Origin of the sequence: Sporosarcina ureae DSM 2281 (genome assembly GCF_000425545.1) — a bacterium.
Classification (GTDB): domain Bacteria; phylum Bacillota; class Bacilli; order Bacillales_A; family Planococcaceae; genus Sporosarcina; species Sporosarcina ureae.
Map to the genome: position 1 here is coordinate 143,088 of NZ_AUDQ01000003.1, position 18,592 is coordinate 161,679.

Annotated in this window: 19 protein-coding genes; 1 reads left to right on the forward strand and 18 read right to left on the reverse strand. The window is 40.5% G+C overall.

Annotated features, from left to right (window positions below; genetic code table 11):
- Positions 1 to 32 precede the first annotated feature (32 nt).
- The 4 genes from tkt to yneA form a co-directional block, all read right to left on the reverse strand.
- Entirely contained in the window at positions 33 to 2,039 is a 2,007-nt protein-coding gene (gene tkt / locus H605_RS0104560; RefSeq protein ID WP_029053125.1) for a transketolase, read from the reverse strand.
- 108 nt (positions 2,040 to 2,147) lie between these two features.
- Positions 2,148 to 2,384, reverse strand: a complete 237-nt coding sequence (locus H605_RS0104565) for a DUF896 domain-containing protein (RefSeq protein WP_029053126.1) — start codon at positions 2,382 to 2,384, stop codon at positions 2,148 to 2,150.
- Positions 2,385 to 2,451: 67 nt separating this feature from the next.
- Positions 2,452 to 3,105: a YneB family resolvase-like protein gene (locus H605_RS0104570; protein WP_029053127.1), complete on the reverse strand. Its 654-nt coding sequence runs from the start codon at positions 3,103 to 3,105 to the stop codon at positions 2,452 to 2,454.
- On the reverse strand, positions 3,102 to 3,428 hold the full coding sequence (gene yneA / locus H605_RS17390; RefSeq protein ID WP_051210465.1) for a cell division suppressor protein YneA: 327 nt from the start codon (positions 3,426 to 3,428) through the stop codon (positions 3,102 to 3,104). The genes H605_RS0104570 and yneA overlap by 4 nt, the downstream gene beginning before the upstream one ends.
- 195 nt (positions 3,429 to 3,623) lie before the next feature.
- Between yneA and lexA the strand changes: the two genes are divergently transcribed.
- Positions 3,624 to 4,244, forward strand: coding sequence for a transcriptional repressor LexA (gene lexA / locus H605_RS0104580; RefSeq protein WP_029053128.1), 621 nt, complete (start codon positions 3,624 to 3,626; stop codon positions 4,242 to 4,244).
- Positions 4,245 to 4,298: 54 nt separating this feature from the next.
- Here lexA and H605_RS0104585 read toward each other — a convergent pair whose 3' ends face one another.
- The 14 genes from H605_RS0104585 to H605_RS0104645 form a co-directional block, all read right to left on the reverse strand.
- Positions 4,299 to 5,558 carry a methionine gamma-lyase family protein gene (locus tag H605_RS0104585; RefSeq protein ID WP_029053129.1) on the reverse strand — a complete coding sequence of 420 codons (1,260 nt, stop codon included), beginning with the start codon at positions 5,556 to 5,558 and terminating at the stop codon, positions 4,299 to 4,301.
- 95 nt (positions 5,559 to 5,653) lie between these two features.
- Positions 5,654 to 5,878, reverse strand: a complete 225-nt coding sequence (gene hfq, locus H605_RS0104590) for an RNA chaperone Hfq (protein WP_029053130.1) — start codon at positions 5,876 to 5,878, stop codon at positions 5,654 to 5,656.
- A 40-nt stretch (positions 5,879 to 5,918) separates the two neighbouring features.
- The gene (gene miaA, locus H605_RS0104595; protein ID WP_029053131.1) at positions 5,919 to 6,851 is read right to left on the reverse strand and encodes a tRNA (adenosine(37)-N6)-dimethylallyltransferase MiaA; all 933 of its coding nucleotides are present in this window, start codon (positions 6,849 to 6,851) and stop codon (positions 5,919 to 5,921) included.
- On the reverse strand, positions 6,835 to 7,761 hold the full coding sequence (locus tag H605_RS0104600; RefSeq protein ID WP_037561588.1) for an alpha/beta hydrolase: 927 nt from the start codon (positions 7,759 to 7,761) through the stop codon (positions 6,835 to 6,837). The genes miaA and H605_RS0104600 overlap by 17 nt, the downstream gene beginning before the upstream one ends.
- On the reverse strand, positions 7,758 to 9,398 hold the full coding sequence (locus tag H605_RS0104605) for a glycerol-3-phosphate dehydrogenase/oxidase (RefSeq protein ID WP_029053133.1): 1,641 nt from the start codon (positions 9,396 to 9,398) through the stop codon (positions 7,758 to 7,760). Before H605_RS0104605 ends, H605_RS0104600 begins: the two co-directional genes overlap by 4 nt.
- 27 nt (positions 9,399 to 9,425) lie before the next feature.
- Complete coding sequence (mutL, locus tag H605_RS0104610) at positions 9,426 to 11,252, reverse strand: DNA mismatch repair endonuclease MutL (RefSeq protein WP_029053134.1); 1,827 nt, start codon at positions 11,250 to 11,252, stop codon at positions 9,426 to 9,428.
- 5 nt (positions 11,253 to 11,257) lie between these two features.
- Entirely contained in the window at positions 11,258 to 13,825 is a 2,568-nt protein-coding gene (mutS, locus tag H605_RS0104615; RefSeq protein WP_029053135.1) for a DNA mismatch repair protein MutS, read from the reverse strand.
- Between the two features lie 179 nt (positions 13,826 to 14,004).
- Positions 14,005 to 14,217, reverse strand: coding sequence for an immunoglobulin-like domain-containing protein (locus H605_RS19695; protein ID WP_420804853.1), 213 nt, complete (start codon positions 14,215 to 14,217; stop codon positions 14,005 to 14,007).
- Positions 14,218 to 14,312: 95 nt separating this feature from the next.
- Entirely contained in the window at positions 14,313 to 14,453 is a 141-nt protein-coding gene (locus H605_RS18840) for a hypothetical protein (RefSeq protein ID WP_155979471.1), read from the reverse strand.
- Between the two features lie 114 nt (positions 14,454 to 14,567).
- Positions 14,568 to 15,125, reverse strand: coding sequence for an outer spore coat protein CotE (cotE, locus tag H605_RS0104625; protein ID WP_029053136.1), 558 nt, complete (start codon positions 15,123 to 15,125; stop codon positions 14,568 to 14,570).
- A gap of 120 nt (positions 15,126 to 15,245) precedes the next feature.
- Complete coding sequence (locus H605_RS0104630; RefSeq protein WP_029053137.1) at positions 15,246 to 15,680, reverse strand: YlbF/YmcA family competence regulator; 435 nt, start codon at positions 15,678 to 15,680, stop codon at positions 15,246 to 15,248.
- Positions 15,680 to 17,227: a tRNA (N6-isopentenyl adenosine(37)-C2)-methylthiotransferase MiaB gene (miaB, locus tag H605_RS0104635; RefSeq protein WP_029053138.1), complete on the reverse strand. Its 1,548-nt coding sequence runs from the start codon at positions 17,225 to 17,227 to the stop codon at positions 15,680 to 15,682. Before miaB ends, H605_RS0104630 begins: the two co-directional genes overlap by 1 nt.
- Before the next feature lie 147 nt (positions 17,228 to 17,374).
- Positions 17,375 to 17,644: a stage V sporulation protein S gene (locus tag H605_RS0104640; RefSeq protein WP_029053139.1), complete on the reverse strand. Its 270-nt coding sequence runs from the start codon at positions 17,642 to 17,644 to the stop codon at positions 17,375 to 17,377.
- Positions 17,645 to 17,736: 92 nt separating this feature from the next.
- Positions 17,737 to 18,534: a TIGR00282 family metallophosphoesterase gene (locus H605_RS0104645; protein ID WP_029053140.1), complete on the reverse strand. Its 798-nt coding sequence runs from the start codon at positions 18,532 to 18,534 to the stop codon at positions 17,737 to 17,739.
- Positions 18,535 to 18,592 lie beyond the last annotated feature (58 nt).

The following is an 18,592-nucleotide window of genomic DNA, read 5'->3' on the forward strand; positions in this document are numbered from 1 at the left end:
CTTTAATAATAAGAGCCGTGCGTTGTGTATACTTAGTTATTTAATAGATTTGTCATTTCTTTTACAACATTTTCTACAGTAAAGCCATACTTTTCAATGACTAACTCGCCTGGAGCACTTGCACCGAAAGTATCAATTGCCATGACAGTTCCTTCATCACCTGAGTATTTATGCCACCCAAGTGAAGCTCCCATCTCAATCGCTACTCTCTTCTTAATGTTCTTTGGAAGAACAGAATCTTTATACGCTTGATCTTGCTTCTCAAATAGGTCCCATGAAGGCATTGAGACGACACTGACGTCGATATCATGCTCTTTTAGAGCTTTCTGTGCTTCAACCGCTAGACTTACTTCCGAGCCACTTGCAAGCAGTAAACCGTCCGCTTGTTCTTTAGTAGCAGGTGATACGACATACGCACCTTTTGGTACATATTCCATCGCAAGATCTTGTGATTTAGGCAATACTTCAAGGTTTTGTCTAGACAATACTAAGACAGTTGGCGTGTCTTTTGAAGTGGCAGCTATATGCCATGCCGCTGAAGTTTCGTTTCCATCAGCTGGACGGATGATAGACAATCCAGGCATTGCACGTAAAGAAGCCAATTGCTCAACAGGTTCATGTGTAGGTCCGTCTTCTCCGACCGCTACGCTATCATGTGTGAAGACATATGTTACAGGTAGGCCCATTAATGCAGACAATCGAATAGCAGGACGTACATAGTCACTAAACACGAAGAAAGTCCCGCCAAATACTTTCACTCCACCGTGAAGAGACATGCCGTTTAGAGCAGTCCCCATTGCGAATTCACGTACACCAAACCATATATTACGTCCAGCATAGTCATCAGCAGTGAAATCGCCCGCGTTCTTGATCGTCGTCTTGTTTGAACCCGCGAGGTCCGCACTACCGCCGAATAAAGCAGGAACTGCATTCGCCAACGCATTGATTGACTCACCAGATGCTGAACGAGTCGCTACAGAAGCACCTGCTTCATAAACCGGCATTTGTTCTTTTAAATCGCCAGGAAGTTCATTTGCAATTGCTTGTTTAAACTGCGCAGCCAGTTCTTTATGTTCATTTTCATAGCTTGCGAACAAATCATTCCATTGTTGCTCTGATTGAACACCAAGTCGATCCGTTGCTGAATTAAAACGGTCATAGACTTCTTCAGGAACGTAGAAGTCCTCTTCAAATGTCCACTTATAATACTCTTTCGTAAGTGCCATTTCATCTTCACCTAATGGGGCACCGTGTGCATCTGCTTTACCAGACTTGTTTGGTGAACCATAGCCGATCACAGTTTTCACTTCAATGATTGTCGGTCCGCCAGTATTGCCTTTTGCTTTTTCAATTGCATCAGAAACGGATCTTGTATCATTTCCATCTTCAACGCGTGCATAGTTCCAGCCATATGATTCAAAGCGCTTTCTAATGTTTTCAGAGAATGACATATCCAAATCGCCATCTAAAGAGATGTCGTTACTGTCATATAGCACGATTAGTTTATTTAATTGAAGGTGGCCAGCCATGGAAATTGCCTCTGCTGCTACACCTTCCATCAAATCTCCATCTCCGCACAGTGCATATGTGTAGTGATCGACAATATCGAAACCGGGTTTGTTATATGTTGCTGCAAGATGTTTTTCAGCCATTGCCATACCTACAGACATACCAATTCCTTGTCCAAGCGGTCCTGTCGTTGCTTCAACTCCTACTGTATGTCCATACTCTGGATGTCCAGGGGTCTTTGAATCCCATTGTCTGAAATTCTTTATGTCCTCAATAGTCAAGCCGTAACCGCTTAGATGCAACAAGCTGTAGAGTAACATCGAGCCGTGTCCCGCTGAAAGTACAAAACGGTCACGATTGAACCATTGTGGGTTTGATGGATTATGGTGTAAATGTTGCGTCCATAGTGTGTAAGCCATCGGTGCTGCACCCATCGGTAATCCCGGGTGACCAGAATTTGCTTTTTCAATTGCATCGATTGATAATGTTCGGATTGTCGTTATTGCCAGTTGATCGATTTTTTCGGTCATGCTGTACATCCTTTCCATCCTGTCTCATATGAGTGTTTTATAGTACATATTCCTTCTCTAGTGTAGTCAATTCTAGAGTTAATTACAATATTAATCCTTTACCTATCATCAATTTAACGGTTTTTGATTCGCTCTTGCTTGTTTAACTTTATCAGGTGTTACATCATTTCCTTCTGGATCCACTACTTTGACCGATTCGATCGTCTCACGCATGCTTGTACGGAATGATTCCAAGTATTCCTTTCTCAACCGCGTCTGTTCTTTTGCCTCTTCAATCGATAATCCTATTGTTTTCTTTTTATTTGCCAATTCATTAATACGCTTTATTTTCTTTTCTGATAGCATCTTTAAAACCCTCCAAAAGTTAGTCGTTTAATAAAATGTAAACAACCTGGAGGAAAAGTGCAACCTATTAGTGTTCTTGCGCTATAAACTCTTTATATCTTCTATGAACTGTCGCTTTACTGACCGCATGGCCTAATCCATTTAATACTGTTGCAATTTCTTCATATGTAAGACCTTTGTTACGAAGTGAGACAATTTCTTCTATTGGAAGTTCAAGTCTTTCACGCCCCGGTCCCTGGTCAATATTTCGCAAATTCTTTGATGGGTCATAGCCTCTGTCAACAGCACGCTTCATTCCTCTACGTATTTTTGCATTATGTAGTTTTCGTTGATATTCTTCTACGATTGCGAGAATTTCTAGTAACATGGAATCCATTTCATTCAGTTCAATCGTACCATTTGAATGATTGGTAATCACAGTCGTTTCACTTTTAGCAATTACATGCAAAATCGCAACCCTAGCATTCCCTCGTCCTAATCGTGTTTCATCTTGAATGAATACTGCATCCACTGTATCGTTTTGGATTTGATCCAACATGGATAGAAGACCTTCACGATCCATATCATATCCACTTTGCCGATCCGTATAGATGCCAACACAATCATAGGATAGCTCAGCAGCTAATTTTTCAAGCTCCTCTTGCTGTCTTACAATAGATTGTTCTTGTGTTTCTTTTTCCGTACTCACACGGCAGTATATTACACATTTCTTTTCTGTCATTTAGATCCTACTCCTATTTCAGCTACCCGGATATCTGTTTGTTTATTAATTTTAACAGGCACACGGAGTAATTCACCTGAAACGATTTGGTCAGTAGGTAATTCATTTAGTGAACGCACCTGTTCAATCCAGTGGTTTGTGGGTATATCTTCTGAGTAGTTAGAAGCCAGCTGCCAAAGTGTATCCCCTTCATTAATAACGATTTCTATGTAGTGATCTTCCTCGGCTATTTTATCAAATTGAACCCAGGCAAAAGATACACAAACTGCTAATAATATTGCGAAATAATAATTATTTTTGATAAATTCTTTAATAAACTCCATTTTAACTCCTCCTCGAATTTGCGTATTTAGAATGCACGTTCGGAATACTTGTTCTTAATTATAAGAGAACATATGATTCCATGTCAAGCAAAATTAGAACCTTTGTTTGATTAGTAATCGAACACATGTTATACTATATTCAAAATAATGGTTGAGTATACCATTGCTCTCAAACTAGTAGAAGAGGTGAATCTGTTGAAGAAAATATCAAAGAGACAAGAAGAAATACTTGCTTTCATAAAAGATGAAGTGCGTTTAAAAGGTTATCCCCCTTCCGTTCGTGAAATTGGAGAAGCTGTAGGTCTTGCATCAAGTTCCACAGTTCACGGTCACTTGTCACGACTCGAAAGTAAAGGTTTCATACGCAGGGACCCGACAAAACCCCGAGCTATTGAAATTTTAGATCCAGAAGGACTAGATGAACTAAAAAATGGCGTTATGCATGTGCCGTTGATTGGTAAAGTTACAGCAGGCAATCCAATTACGACGATTGAAAATATTGAAGAGTACTTCCCATTGCCGGATACATTTGGTTCCTCAGAGGATGAAATCTTTATGTTGGAGATTGTAGGAGACAGCATGATTGAAGCCGGCATCCTAAACGGAGACCGTGTGATTGTCAGACAAACGCACTCTGCAAGCAATGGTGAAATTGTCGTAGCTATGACAGAAGAAGATGAAGCAACCGTTAAACGTTTCTTTAAAGAAAAAGATTATTTTCGACTCCAACCAGAAAACTCTTCCATGGAGCCGATCATTGTAGATCAAGTTTCCATTCTTGGAAAAGTGATCGGTGTATTTCGGATGATTCATTAATGATAAAAAAAGTGTATCGAGAAACCTCAAGAGGTTTTCGATACACTTTTTTCTTTATACCAACTTCTTTTCAAGCAATTGTTCCATCGAATCTAGTATTGCAGATTTTACATGTTCATAAGTCAATCCACCTTGAATATATGCTGTGTATGGCGGTCTGATCGGACCGTCAGCTGTCAACTCAATACTGGAACCTTGAATGAACGTACCCGCGGCCATGATGACGTCATCAGCATAACCGGGCATGTAAGATGGCTCTGGGGCATATTGAGCATTAATTGGTGAGTTTTGCTGGATCATCTGACAAAACGCAATCATTTGTTCAGCATTTAAAAAGTTCACCGATTGAATTAAATCCGTTCGAAGCTCACTGTAATGCGGTGTTGTATCCATACCGAAGCTTGCGAAAAATGCCGATGTGAATAACGCGCCTTTAACCGCCTGACTGACTACGTGTGGCGCTAAGAAGAATCCTTGATACATCTCAAGTAACGTATCGAGTGAAGCCCCTGCTTCAGCTCCAAGGCCTGGAGAAGTCATACGATAAGCACACTTCTCAACCAAGTCTTTTCTGCCTGCAATGTAACCACCTGTTCTAGCAAGTCCACCGCCTGGATTTTTTATGAGCGAGCCTGCCATAAGATCTGCTCCAACTTCTACAGGCTCTTTCATTTCCACAAATTCTCCATAGCAATTATCTACAAAGACCACGACATCTTCTTTCATTTTGCGGATTTCTTTAATAATCGCTTCAATTTCATGGATTCTGAATGATGGATTACTTGAATAGCCTTTCGAACGTTGGATCGCTACGATTTTCGTCTTCTCTGAAATCGTCTCTTTTGCTTTCTCGTAATCAACAGAACCATCCTCGTTCAAATCAATATGCTGATAAGAAATCTGAAAGTCCTCAAGTGAACCCGTATCTTTGCCGTTGCCGGAAATGATAGATTCCAACGTGTCGTATGGTTTACCTGTAATATAAAGAAGTTCGTCACCTGGGCGCAATATCCCGAACAAGCTGATTGTAATGGCATGCGTGCCCGAGATAATTTGATTTCTTACAAGACAGTCTTCCGCTCCGAACACATCCGAATACACTTGTTCCAATACATCACGGCCACTGTCGTCATAGCCATAACCTGTTGAGCCTGATAAATGAAAGTCGCTTACTTGATTTTTCTTGAATGCCTGTAAGACTTTTCTTTGGTTAAAAAACGCAATTTCTTCTACTTTCTTCACATACGGAGCGATTAGTTCTTCCGCTTCTTGTGATTTTGTTAGTAATTCTTCATTAATGGGTGTAATTTGCATATGTAGTACCTCATTTCATTTGATCATATTCTATTTTACCAGATGAAGTCTATATACCAAATGAAAGACAACAAAAAAAACAGGCAAGCGCCTGTTTATTGTTCGTCTTTTAAAATAACTGGTTTTGCTGGAGCATACGTAGAAATAGCATGCTTATAAATAAGCTGTTGTTTACCATCTGTTTCTAATAGAACCGTATAATTATCATATGACTTGATGAGACCTTTCAATTGAAAACCATTTAGTAAAAAAATTGTAACGAATGTGTTGTTCTTACGTAAGGAATTTAAAAATGTATCTTGCATATTTCCTTGTGCCATTCAATTGCCTCCTTGTCCCTGTTACTTAGTTATTCCATACTCACTTCTGAAATTCCTTTATTATCTTACAAGATGTTTGAAAAACTTCTTCCCCCGACTGATTCGCATCTACCCACTGGACAGGCAATTTATTGCGGAAGTAGGTCAGCTGCCTCTTCGCGTAATTGCGTGTATTTTTCATTACCGCTTCTATTGCCTGCTCTTTTGTCAATAGTCCATCAAAATAGGAGATCAGTTCTTTATAGCCTATTGCTTGTACTGATTGATTTTGACGAATTCCTTTATTCCAGAGTTGCTGTACCTCATTAAATAATCCCGCTTGAACCATTTGTTCTACACGCAGATTGATTCGCTCATATAGTAATTCTCTAGGAAGATCTAATCCAATAATTAATGAATGATACATAGGCTGACTCCCTTGTTGTTGTTCGTGGTCTTGCTTTGTTTGACCGGTCACTTCGAGGATCTCAAGCGCACGCACTAGGCGTCTATGATTATTTGGATGAATTTTCTCTACACTTTTCGGATCCAATTCTGCTAGTCTTGCGTGCAATACATCTGCGCCTTCTGCTTCAAGCTCTCGCTCTAAACGCGCTCGCACTTTAGGATCAGCTGCTTGTTCTGTAAATCGATAATCGAATAAAACCGACTGAACATACATTCCACTGCCACCGACAATAATAGGTAATTTTCCGCGAGAGTGAATATCGGCAATCCATTGCCTGACCGCTAATTGATATTCCGCTACAGAAAATGATTCTGTTGGTTCTTTTACATCAAAGAAATGATGTGGAACCCCTTGCATCTCAGAACAATGAATCTTTGCCGTACCGATATCTAATTCTTTATATACTTGCATCGCATCGCCATTAATGATTTCTCCATTAAATAGTTTTGCAAGTGCCACGCTAAGCGCTGTTTTCCCTGAAGCAGTCGGCCCTACTACTGCTAGTACCTCAACGGGTAGGTTCATGTCGTTTCATCCATTCCACGATAGTTGTATACACTTGTTTATAGTTAGTTTCCTGAAGCATTTCATGTCTTCCACCTTCATAAAGCTGAACAGTGACTCGCTGTTGATTAGCTTTATCGAATTGTTTGGCTACTTTCCACACACCTTTAGCACGATCTCCTACTAAGTCATCTGTACCTGAAAGTAATAAAATTGGTAATTCATTCGGAATATTTAACAAGAATTCAGGCACTTCCAATGAATTCATTCCTTCAATCAACACACGAAATAGTTGAGCAGTCGGCACAAATCCACATGCCTCATCCTCTTTGTAATCAACTACACTTTCTACATCGCGTGATAGCCAAGCAAACTCGCCTTCACCAGGAAATTGTTTTGAATATCCGCCAAACACCAAACCGTTTAAAAATTTATCCGCTTGCTCTTTAGGGAATTTATTTTCTCTATACGCGGCGAATGCAATCGCAGCATGTGCAGTGAGCTTAGAATTGGTTCCAGTACCCGATAGAATAACTTTGCTTAGCGTAGAACCGTATAGCTGGATATAGCGCCTTGCAACGAAGGAACCCATACTATGTCCCAATAGTACTGCCGGCAGCTCTTTGTATTGTAGTTGATATGCTTGATTCACTTCAAACGCATCATCCACCAATTGGTCAAATGTGGCAGACCTACCTATATAGCCGTATACATGGCCGTTTTCTGTAGCCGTCTTACCGTGCCCCCTTTGGTCATGCAACGTAACGACATACCCTTGTGACTGTAAGTACTCTGCGAATCGTTTATAACGACCGCTATGTTCAGCCAATCCGTGAATGATATGCACACGAGCAACTGGCTTAGTTTCAGGTGTATAACTTGTACTATACACTTTGGTACCATCACGCATTTCTATCCACTGGTCTGTCATGAACTTGCACTTCCTTTCGCTTCCGCAATCGCATTTTTCAAGTCATTTTCATGAATAGATTTCTCACTGTCCGTGTAATGCAACAACTTTGCCATATAGTCGGTTACTTGTGTCGCCAATGACTCCACCACATCGATTTGGAAATATAAATCTCCTTTTCTACGAATAAAGAAATCACTTGGCGATGTGACCATTTCACGATGAATACCATATAAGATTTCTGCACGTAAACTTATTGGCAAATTGTTCTCCTCTGCTGAAATCGCGTGGGCGAATTGGAAAATTTCATCACTATTTCTTCCATAAAACGCAGCAAGACGCGCTCCTTGCTGTGGAGTTAAGCCGAACTGAGGCGCTCGTTCCGCCTGAAGATCAATAAATTGCTTCAACGTTGCATCGTCTATAAAGTCACTTCCTGAAACGGCGATATTCTTCGTTTCACATTTCTTGATAAATGGCTTTTCTAGCTGTTCATTAATTCGATCCACTACGACTTCCGCCATCTGCCGGTAGCCTGTTAACTTCCCTCCTGCGATCGTCAGCAATCCAGGAACTGTTTCCCACACTTCATCTCTTCTTGAAATTTCAGATGCATCCTTACCTTCTTGCGCAATCAATGGACGAATTCCTGCCCACGTAGATTCCACATGTTTTCGTTGAAGATGAATGCTTGGGAATATTTCGCGTACTGCATTAATGATGTAGTGTATATCATCTTCTGTCGCTGTAGGATGCTGTTTATTATCCGAATAAAATGTATCAGTCGTACCGATATACGTTTTATTATCTCGCGGAATGGCGAATAACATTCTCCCATCCGAGTTATCAAAATAAATTGCTTGCTGCAACGGGAATAAAGATCGATCTACTACAATATGGGCACCTTTCGTAATATGCAATCGTTTTTTATGTTTGCTGCTAATTTTCTTTTGCAACTCGTCAACCCATGGACCTGATGCATTGATCACGATAGAAGCCTCTACGGAAAATCGGTCGCCGGTTAGTTGATCACTTAAGACTGCCCCAACGATACGATCTTTCTCAAAGTTGAATTGTTCGCACTTCATATAATTTAGGCAAAGCGCACCTTTTTCTGCTGCTTTCTTCAGTACTTCAATCGTCAAACGTGCATCATCGGTCTGATACTCCACATAATGCCCGCCACCTTGTAGCCGTTCCTTTTTCAGTAATGGTTCAAGTTCAACCGTTTCTTCTTTCGTCAACATCTCACGTCGTTCTACAGGCTTTACACCTGCTAGTAAATCATAGATGAGAAGTCCAGCCGAAGTAGAGTACTTGCCATACGTTCCATTTTGATAGATCGGCAATAGCATAGGTCTTGATTTCGTGATATTTCGAGAATTACGGAAAACGATTTCTCGTTCCTTTCCCGTTTCTGCCACTATTTTCACTTCCAATTGTTTTAAATAGCGCAAGCCACCATGTATCAGTTTTGTTGAACGGCTAGATGTTCCCGCCGCAAAATCTTGCATATCAATAAGGGCAACCGAAAATCCTCTCGCAGCCGCATCCAATGCGATACCCGCACCTGTAATCCCTCCACCGACAACTAAAACATCGAATGAAAAGTTTCTCAAGTCCTGAATTCTGCTTGATCTTTCTAATGTAGAAAACATATAATCGCTCCTTTCTGATGTGCTCTGTTACATCACTCGTTTAAACATTTTCTCTAATTCATACGTTGTAAAATGGATCAATACCGGACGACCATGTGGACATGTATAAGGATTATGACAAGCCCCTAGATCAGTTAGTAATCGTTCCATATCTTCTTGCCTTAAGTAATAGTTTGCTTTAATAGATTTTTTACAACTCATCATAATGGCGCTTTCTTCACGCAATTTCTCGACATCGACTTTGCGTTTCTCAAGTACTTGCTCAATCATTTCTTCTATAATCGAGGTAGCTTGTCCTTCAGGGAACCATGAAGGATACTCTTTCACGGTATACGTCGCTGGCCCGAATGCTTCCAAAAACACACCGACATCTTCCAATGCCTCTTTACACTCTTCAATCTTTACTTGCTCATCAGCTGAGTAATGAAAAACAAGGGGTAAAAGCAATTGCTGACGTTCACCTGCATCCACCTGACCAAGTTTCACTTTAAAATATTCATATTTAATTCGTTCTTGCGCTGCGTGCTGATCGATCAAATAAAAGCCATCTTCATTTTGGGCCACTATATATGTCCCGTGAACTTGTCCGATCGGTGCAATTGAAGGGAAATGATTCATTTCCTGCTTTTCCTGCTCATAGACATCAGGCTCTTGCTGTACCGATTCTTCGTGCGGTTCAAAAATAGCTTCTGGGAAGACCGGTGTTGCTTGCTCTATAATAGGCTCTTCCACGTGTGCAATGGATGGCTGTATTTCTTGTCCTTCTAACGGAACCGTCACTTCCGGCCGGCGATAAGAAGGTGTCCAAATCGTCTGTTGTTCTGAGTCTCTTTTAACAGGCTTCTCTTTCTTTACAGCGTCAGGGATAATAGTGACTCCTTGAATAGCCTCTCTGATTGCCCCCTTTATTAAAGAGAGTAACTCCCCTTCTTTACTGATACGGATATGTCGCTTCGCGGGATGGACATTGACATCTGTCAAAATGGGATCTGCTGTAATATCAATGACCGCAATGGGAAACCTACCAATAGGTAAGTACGTATGCATCGCATCGATAGCTGCTTGCGTTCCCGCATAGCTTTTAATCCAACGACCATTCATTAGAAGTGAAATATAATTTTTAGATGCGCGTGTCATCTCAGGAAGTGTAATAAAACCCTTCACCTTGAAATCAGCATCTTCTTTTTGAAACGGTATCATTTTCCGCGCAACTCCGACACCGTATATATCTGATAATACCCGTAATATGTCTCCCGAACCCGATGTTCTAAGAACTTCATGATGATCGTGAGTTAGTGTAAAGGAAATGTCAGGATGACTCAGCGCTAATCGATTCAATAAATCTATCGTATGTCCGAGTTCCGTCTGAATGGTTTTCATATATTTTAAACGTGCTGGCGTATTGAAGAATAGATGTTGTATGAGAAAGTCTGTACCTTTTCGTAAAGCCCCCGCTTGATGTTTCAGTACTTTACCGCCCTCAATCTCTACAACTGCACCTTCTACACCATCTGAAGTCCATAATGATACTTTTGATACTGCCGCGATACTTGCTAATGCCTCTCCGCGAAACCCGAGCGTACGTATTCGAAACAAGTCATACTCATTAGTTATTTTACTAGTAGCATGCCTTTCGAAACAGCGGATTGCATCCTCTTCGGACATACCCTTGCCGTTATCGGTCACCCGAATCGAAGACAAACCTGCCTCTACTAGAGTTACTTCGATTTTAGTACTTTGCGCATCAATCGCATTTTCCACTAGTTCCTTGACGATGGAAGCAGGACGTTCCACCACTTCTCCCGCCGCAATTTTATTGGCTAGTGTGTCTTCCATGATGTGAATTTGATTCATCCGCTTCACCCCTTCTTATCTACCGTCAGGCGTTCTTTCCATTCCATCATTTTTTGCATCGTTTGCATCGGTGTCATATTCATCAAATCTATCGCTTCAATTTCGTCGAGCAATTTTTGTGTATCTACTGAAACAATCGGTTCGCTATCCGTATCAAACAAAGCGAGCTGCTCCGAAACAGAAGAAACGCCTTTCGTTGTACTATCCTCTTCAAATCGCTGTAATAAGGTTTTCGCACGTCCCACTACGTCTGCAGGAAGACCTGCTAGTTCAGCTACATGAATCCCGTAGCTTCGATCGGCTGCACCGGGTAATACTTTGTGTAGGAATACGACTTTACCATTTTGCTCCTTGGCAGCGACATGGACATTAAGTAAGCGATCTAATACATCCTCCAATTGTGTTAATTCATGATAATGGGTAGAAAATAGTGTGTTGGCTCCGATTTCCTCATGAATATACTCCATCATCGCTTGTGCGAGTGCCATCCCGTCATATGTTGAAGTTCCGCGCCCGATTTCGTCAAACAACAATAGGCTGTGGGACGACGCATGAGCCAATGCATATTGAGACTCCATCATTTCCATCATGAATGTACTCTGTCCAGAGGCTACGTCATCTGCGGCTCCTATTCGTGTAAAGATTTGATCTGTAATAGGCAGTGTAGCCTCTTCACAAGGGACGAAACAACCGATTTGAGCCATCACTACAGTCAAAGCTACTTGACGCATATACGTACTTTTACCGGACATGTTCGGACCTGTAATCAGCAACATATTTTCTTCTTCAGCTAGCGTACAAGAATTTGGGATATATAGTGAATGATTCATCATTTTTTCAACGACTGGATGTCGGCCGTTTTGAATGTCGACAGCCTTCCCTGTATGGAATTCTGGTCGGACATATTGATTCTTTTCGGATACCTTAGCAAATGAAAGTAAGACATCCAGTTCACTGATCACTGAAGCTAATTGTTGAATCCGTTGTACATCGTCCTTCACTTGATCGCGAATCGACTGGAATAAGTCCAGTTCCAATGTCCGGCTGTCCGCTTCCGCGTTTAGGATTAGTTCTTCTTTTTCTTTCAGTTCCGTCGTTATATATCGCTCCGCATTTGCGAGTGTCTGTTTACGTTCGTAGCGAGACAAGTCGGCTAAATGAATATTGGATTTAGTAATTTCAATATAATAGCCAAAGATCCGATTATAGCCGATTTTCAATGTTTTTATCCCTGTCAGTTGCCGCTCTTTCTGCTCAAGCTGTGCTAGCCATGTCTTTCCGTTACGGGATGCACTTCGAAGCTCATCTAGTTTTTCATGATAGCCATCCAAAATCAATCCACCGTCTTTACTAGATATCGGTGGGTTTTCTGCAATAGCATCCGTTAACAGTTGGAATGTTTCCCCGCAAGGATCCATTCGATCAGCAAAACGCTGTAACATAGGACGTTTCGATTCTTCAAGCAACTGTTTTAATTTCGGTATATGTGACAAGGAATTTCGTAGCTGCGCAAGATCACGTGCACTAGCACTGCCCATAGAAATTCTTCCTGCAAGGCGTTCCACATCATAAACGTCATGTAACTCCTCTAATAATTCTTCACGCAAGAAATACTCATCAACTAAGTTATTTACAGTTTCCAGACGTTCTTCAATCGCTTGGCGCTGTGCCAAAGGTTGATGAATCCACATCCGTAACTTCCTCGCGCCCATCGCCGTAACAGTTTCATCTAGTACCCAGAATAATGTTCCTTCCTTTTTACCGGTACGAATAGTTTGTACGAGCTCTAAATTCCGCATCGAGTTCGCATCAATTGATAACTTTGCATCTTTCTCTATATAGATGAAAGGTCGAATATGACCAAACACCATTTTTTGCATACGGAGTAGATACGATTGCAATTTACGGCAAGCTTCTTGCAACTCATCTGGGAGATGGTCATAAGTATCATGACCAATTGATCCTGAATGCTCCGTATCTTCAATTGAAAGCATAATCTCGCGACTTTCAAACAGTTCTGCCAAAATAACATGAAGTTGTTGATCAACGATAATTTCCTTCATGCCAAGAGCTTCGATTTCTGCCAGTAGCGTTCGCTCACTTCCTTCAATCAGCTCTACTTTTCCTTCTCCAGTACCGACGTCAAGATACGCTAATGCATAACATTGATTTCCTAAGCTATCGATGGCACCGATGAAATGATTGGCTTCGACATCAATTGTTTTACCTTCCGTTAATGTGCCAGGTGTAATAACTTTAACGACTTCACGTTTAACAATTCCCTTAACGTTTCGCGGGTCTTCCATTTGTTCACAGATCGCTACTTTATGACCTTTATGGATTAATGTTTCAATATATCCGGTCGCGGAATGATAAGGTATGCCGCACATTGGTATACGTTCCCGTGCACCTGAATCCCTGCTCGTTAACGTGATCTCTAATAATGCAGATGCGTTAACGGCATCCTCAAAGAACATTTCATAGAAGTCCCCCAAACGGAAGAATAGAAATGCGTCTGTATATTGCTCTTTAATTTTCAAATATTGTTGCATCATTGGTGTATGTTCAGACATGGTAAACCCTCTTTTTTTCGCTCATTTTCTATTCATTATACCAAACACCCTAAGGGTTAACGAATCAAAAGGGGTTGAAATAGTTCTAATAGGAAGATAGACATAAATAATTCTGTAGAAAACAAATTAAAACCATCCCCGCATTTGCTTTGCTAGAATGGCTTATAATTCTGTTGCCATTACTTACCAGGAGATCCAGGTATTAAAAATATTTTCTCTAGGCGATACTCGCCGGCTTCGAGTATTACTCCAAGAGTTTCTATAGAAAACGATTGTTGTATATTTTTTCTCGGCGCGAGCAAATAACCCAAATTAGTAAAATGTGGATTCTTATAAAACATGGAATCAGAATGCATCAGAGTGTACCACTCGTCATCTTTGAATGTTTCTATTTATTAGTATTCATCATATCCATACATGGTTTGATTGTCATTCTTCAATATCTTGTAGAATATCGGCATACCTTCCTCGTATTACGTTAAGAGATTCAGAATGTTAGACCTTGCTCATTCGATTCTACTTCCTGTTCGGGTGAAGGAGCTGTAAAAGTTTGTATTTCATTTCCTATCTCGTATGATGTCAGCAGTGTCAAGGCAAATAAAACGATAAGCCATTTTAACTTTACCATAGGTCCCTCCTATATATAGACTACATCTCCTATTGCAATATTAACTTGACCTGCATCATTTCTTCATCTTCATGCGAAAAAATCAAACAAAAAAAGCCGGTGAATACCCGGCTTTTAAAATGGTGAATCTTTACGTTGTGGTGGTTGGTGAGGCCTCTCTTGATTCGGCACTTCTTTATTCTTTTTATCTTCCATCACAACAGAAGAAGATTCTGCTTCTAGTATCGGCCATTCTTCATCATATGGATCGGGATGAATGGTTACAGAAACTTTTGTTTCACCAATCATCTCAACTAATAATTCTCTTTCAATGGAAATGGAGAAGTTTTGGCCACATTCAGAAATACTGGCCTCTGTGCAGTTGGGATGCTGTAATACCGTGACAATCGTTTCTTCTTTAGCGGATGTCGGCTCATCTCGGTAATGCAATGAGATCTTATCTTTATAAGGAATCGATTCAGTAAAGACAGACGTTTTGGAATGATCATGATGCGAGTACCAAACATTCACGTCAAAACTACCCGTCACTTCTACATACGCGCCGACTTTCTTTGCTTGTTGCGTGTGATTGATCACCCAGCAACCCAATATGCTGGAAGGACGATTGGGTGGCTTCAGCAACTCAGTAGTTTCCGATCGATGCTTCCCTTTGGCAATAACAGCTTTCGTCACAATTTGTCGTAAGTTTTTCAGTTTTCTTCCTCCTTCTTTGGCTTCTATCCATCCTATGCAACAGCAGCCCAGAAATTGAAAAAAATCGGCAAGGAATTTTCTCCTTAGCCGATTTTTTATTTAAGAAAGGGATTTTTTTTGCGTATTCTCTACGTATGACCCTGTTTCACCGCGTAATAGATCGCCGCCAGTAGACTCAATAATTTCATCTGTCACACTGTTTGCAATTGTATTGGAAACTAATTGAAGTAAGTTATTCACTTCGTCTTGAGATTGTTTAAATTCTTGTACCAATGGAATCGCATCAATTTCACCTTGAACTTGTTCAATTTTCTTTTCGATTGCTTTTAATGCACGTTCTTTTTCGTAGTTTTGGAAATTCACTGCCTGTGTTTGAAGAGATTTCATACTAGCAATTTTTTCACGTACTTTTTGATTTTCATTGATTTGTGCCTCTGCACGTTTATAAAATTCTACTTCTTCTGTGTTTGCCAACATATGTGCCAAATCGCGTGCTTTTTCTATGATTTCATCTTTCGTGAACTTCTTTTCCATTATCCCATCACCTTTTCTTGTTGGACTACTCCAATGAATTCACCATTGAGTGACCATGATTTTGCTTCTTTAATACGAACTTCTACGATCTCACCAATTACAGAACGTGGTGCTACAAAATTCACTAATTTACTTTTTTCTGTGTAGCCTGCCAGTACATCAGGATTTCTCTTACTTTCACCTTCAACGAGCACTTTAACAGTTTGTCCTTCGTATGGCTTCATTGCTTCTGCAGACATGTCGTTCACTAGTTTGAGCAGGCGTTGCAAGCGTTCTTTCTTCACTTCCATCGGTATATTGTCTTGCATTTTCGCAGCCGGCGTTCCTTCACGTGGCGAATAAATATATGTGAATGCCATATCAAACCCAACTTCACGATAGAGTGACAACGTTTCCTCGAATTGTTCTTCTGTTTCATTTGGGAATCCTACAATAATATCCGTTGTGAGCGATAAATTAGGAATTGCAGTTCTAATTTTATCAACTAGTTCCAAATAGCTTTCCCGTGTATATTTGCGAGCCATGATCTTCAATATATCAGTTGAACCTGATTGTACCGGCAAATGAATATGGTCAACCAAGTTCCCACCTTTGGCAAGCACTTCTATCAAGTGATCATCAAAATCGCGAGGATGACTCGTAGTGAAACGTATTCTCGGTATATCAATTAATCGTAACTCATCCATCAAATCACCAAGACGGTACGTAATATCATCAAAATCTTTTCCGTACGCATTCACATTTTGCCCTAGTAAGGTGATTTCTTTATACCCTTGGGCAGCCAACTGGCGAACTTCTTGAATAATATCTGCTGGTCGTCTGCTGCGTTCTTTACCGCGCGTGTATGGCACGATACAGTACGTACAGAACTTATCGCATCCATACATGATATTAACCCATGCTTTGATCTTACCATGCCGGACTTTTGGCAAGTCCTCAATTACGTCGCCTTCTTTGGACCATACTTCAATGACCATTTCTTTTGACATATATGCTTCATGTAAAATGTTTGGCAAGCGATGGATGTTATGTGTTCCGAAAATCATATCCACTTGATCATACGTTTTTAAAATTTTATTTACAACGGATTCCTCTTGTGACATGCAGCCACATACTCCAATTAATAAATCAGGGTTTGTCAATTTGAGGGGTTTATAATGACCTAGTTCACCAAATACTTTATTCTCAGCATTTTCACGGATTGCGCATGTATTGAGCAATATCACGTCTGCTTCTTTTACATTATCAGTTGCATCATATCCTAACGCCATAAGAATACCTGCAATCACTTCTGTATCATGTTCGTTCATTTGACAGCCAAATGTTCGAATAAAGAATTTACGACCTTGTCCCATTCCTTTAAAGCGTTGTTCTATTTGAAAGTTATCGTGATATTCCACTTCTTCTTTCCCGCGTTTTTTTGCGTCTTTTAGAGAAGGCCCGCTATACACAGACTCGAAATATTTGCTATAGTCTTTTTCTATGATGTCTGGTTTCGATTGATCTTTCGTTGCGAGTCCAGCTTGCAAGCGCTGTTCTTCATTCATTGCAGAAGCCCCTTTCTATTACTTATCGGGAAATAAGCATACCTGATGTTATTATACTGAACTTTTGTCTGATATGACAGCAAAGCGGGAAAATGTCGCTGGTTTGTCATGAAAAAAAGACCACGAATAATCGTGGTCTTTTATATTCTACTTACGATCTTTTTTTTCAACGAAAAGTTTGAGCGCCGTTCTAGCTTCCCCGTTGATTTCGATATCGGTGAAGGCGGGCGCGCAAATTAAGTCGCCTCCGCTTGGTGCTACGAATCCTCTTGCGATTGCAATTGCTTTCACTGCTTGATTTAATGCTCCAGCACCGACTGCCTGGATCTCGGCATATCCTTGTTCACGAATAACTGCAACCAATGCTCCTGCTACTGAGTTCGGATTTGAGCGAGATGATACTTTTAAGGGACTCACGATATTTCCTCCTTATTTTGCAATGTCTATGGAACGTGTATATTCCATACAACATCCTATGATAGGCAAGGAGGATTTAGACACCTAGATAATTAGTTTTTGAACGGATGATCTTCATTAATTCGAATTCGCTCAATTTTGAGTGCCTTGCCGGTTTTGTCATCCAATTCTACGAACATACCGTTTAACTGTGGTCTTCCACTTTTCGGTACCTCAAAGCGCGTTGGCAAGTTAGTATAGAAACGATATAATACGTCTTCTTTTCTCATTCCTAATATTTCATCATATGGGCCTGTCATGCCTGCATCTGTTAAATATGCAGTGCCTCCTGGTAAAATTCGATCGTCAGCAGTTTGTACATGTGTATGTGTTCCTACGACAACGGATACTTTTCCGTCTAAGTGCCAGCCCATTGCAATCTTTTCACTTGTTGCTTCTGCATGGAAATCTACAAAGACTAACGGTGATGTTTGCAAGGCTTCTTCCACTAATTCATCTGCTTTTGCGAATGGATCGTCATGTGGCGGCAAGAATGTGCGTCCATGTAAATTAATTACGGAAATAGTAACACCATTTTTTGTTATTGATGTCATGCCTTTACCTGGTGCTTGTTCTGAGAAGTTAGCAGGACGAATCAAGTAATCTACCTCATCAATGAAATCATAAATTTCCCGTTGATCCCATGTATGGTTTCCCATCGTGATCACATCTACACCAGCATGCAATAAATCATGATAGATGGATTTTGTAATTCCTCTGCCTGAAGCAGCATTTTCACCATTGGCGATAATCACGTCTGCTTGATATTTGCGTTTCAAGCGCGATAAATAATCAATTACCATTTCTCTTCCCATCGATCCTACGATATCTCCAATAAATAGTACTTTCATTTGTAACAACCTCTTTCCAAAATGAAAACAGCTTCCAAACGAACCGGAAGCTGTTTTT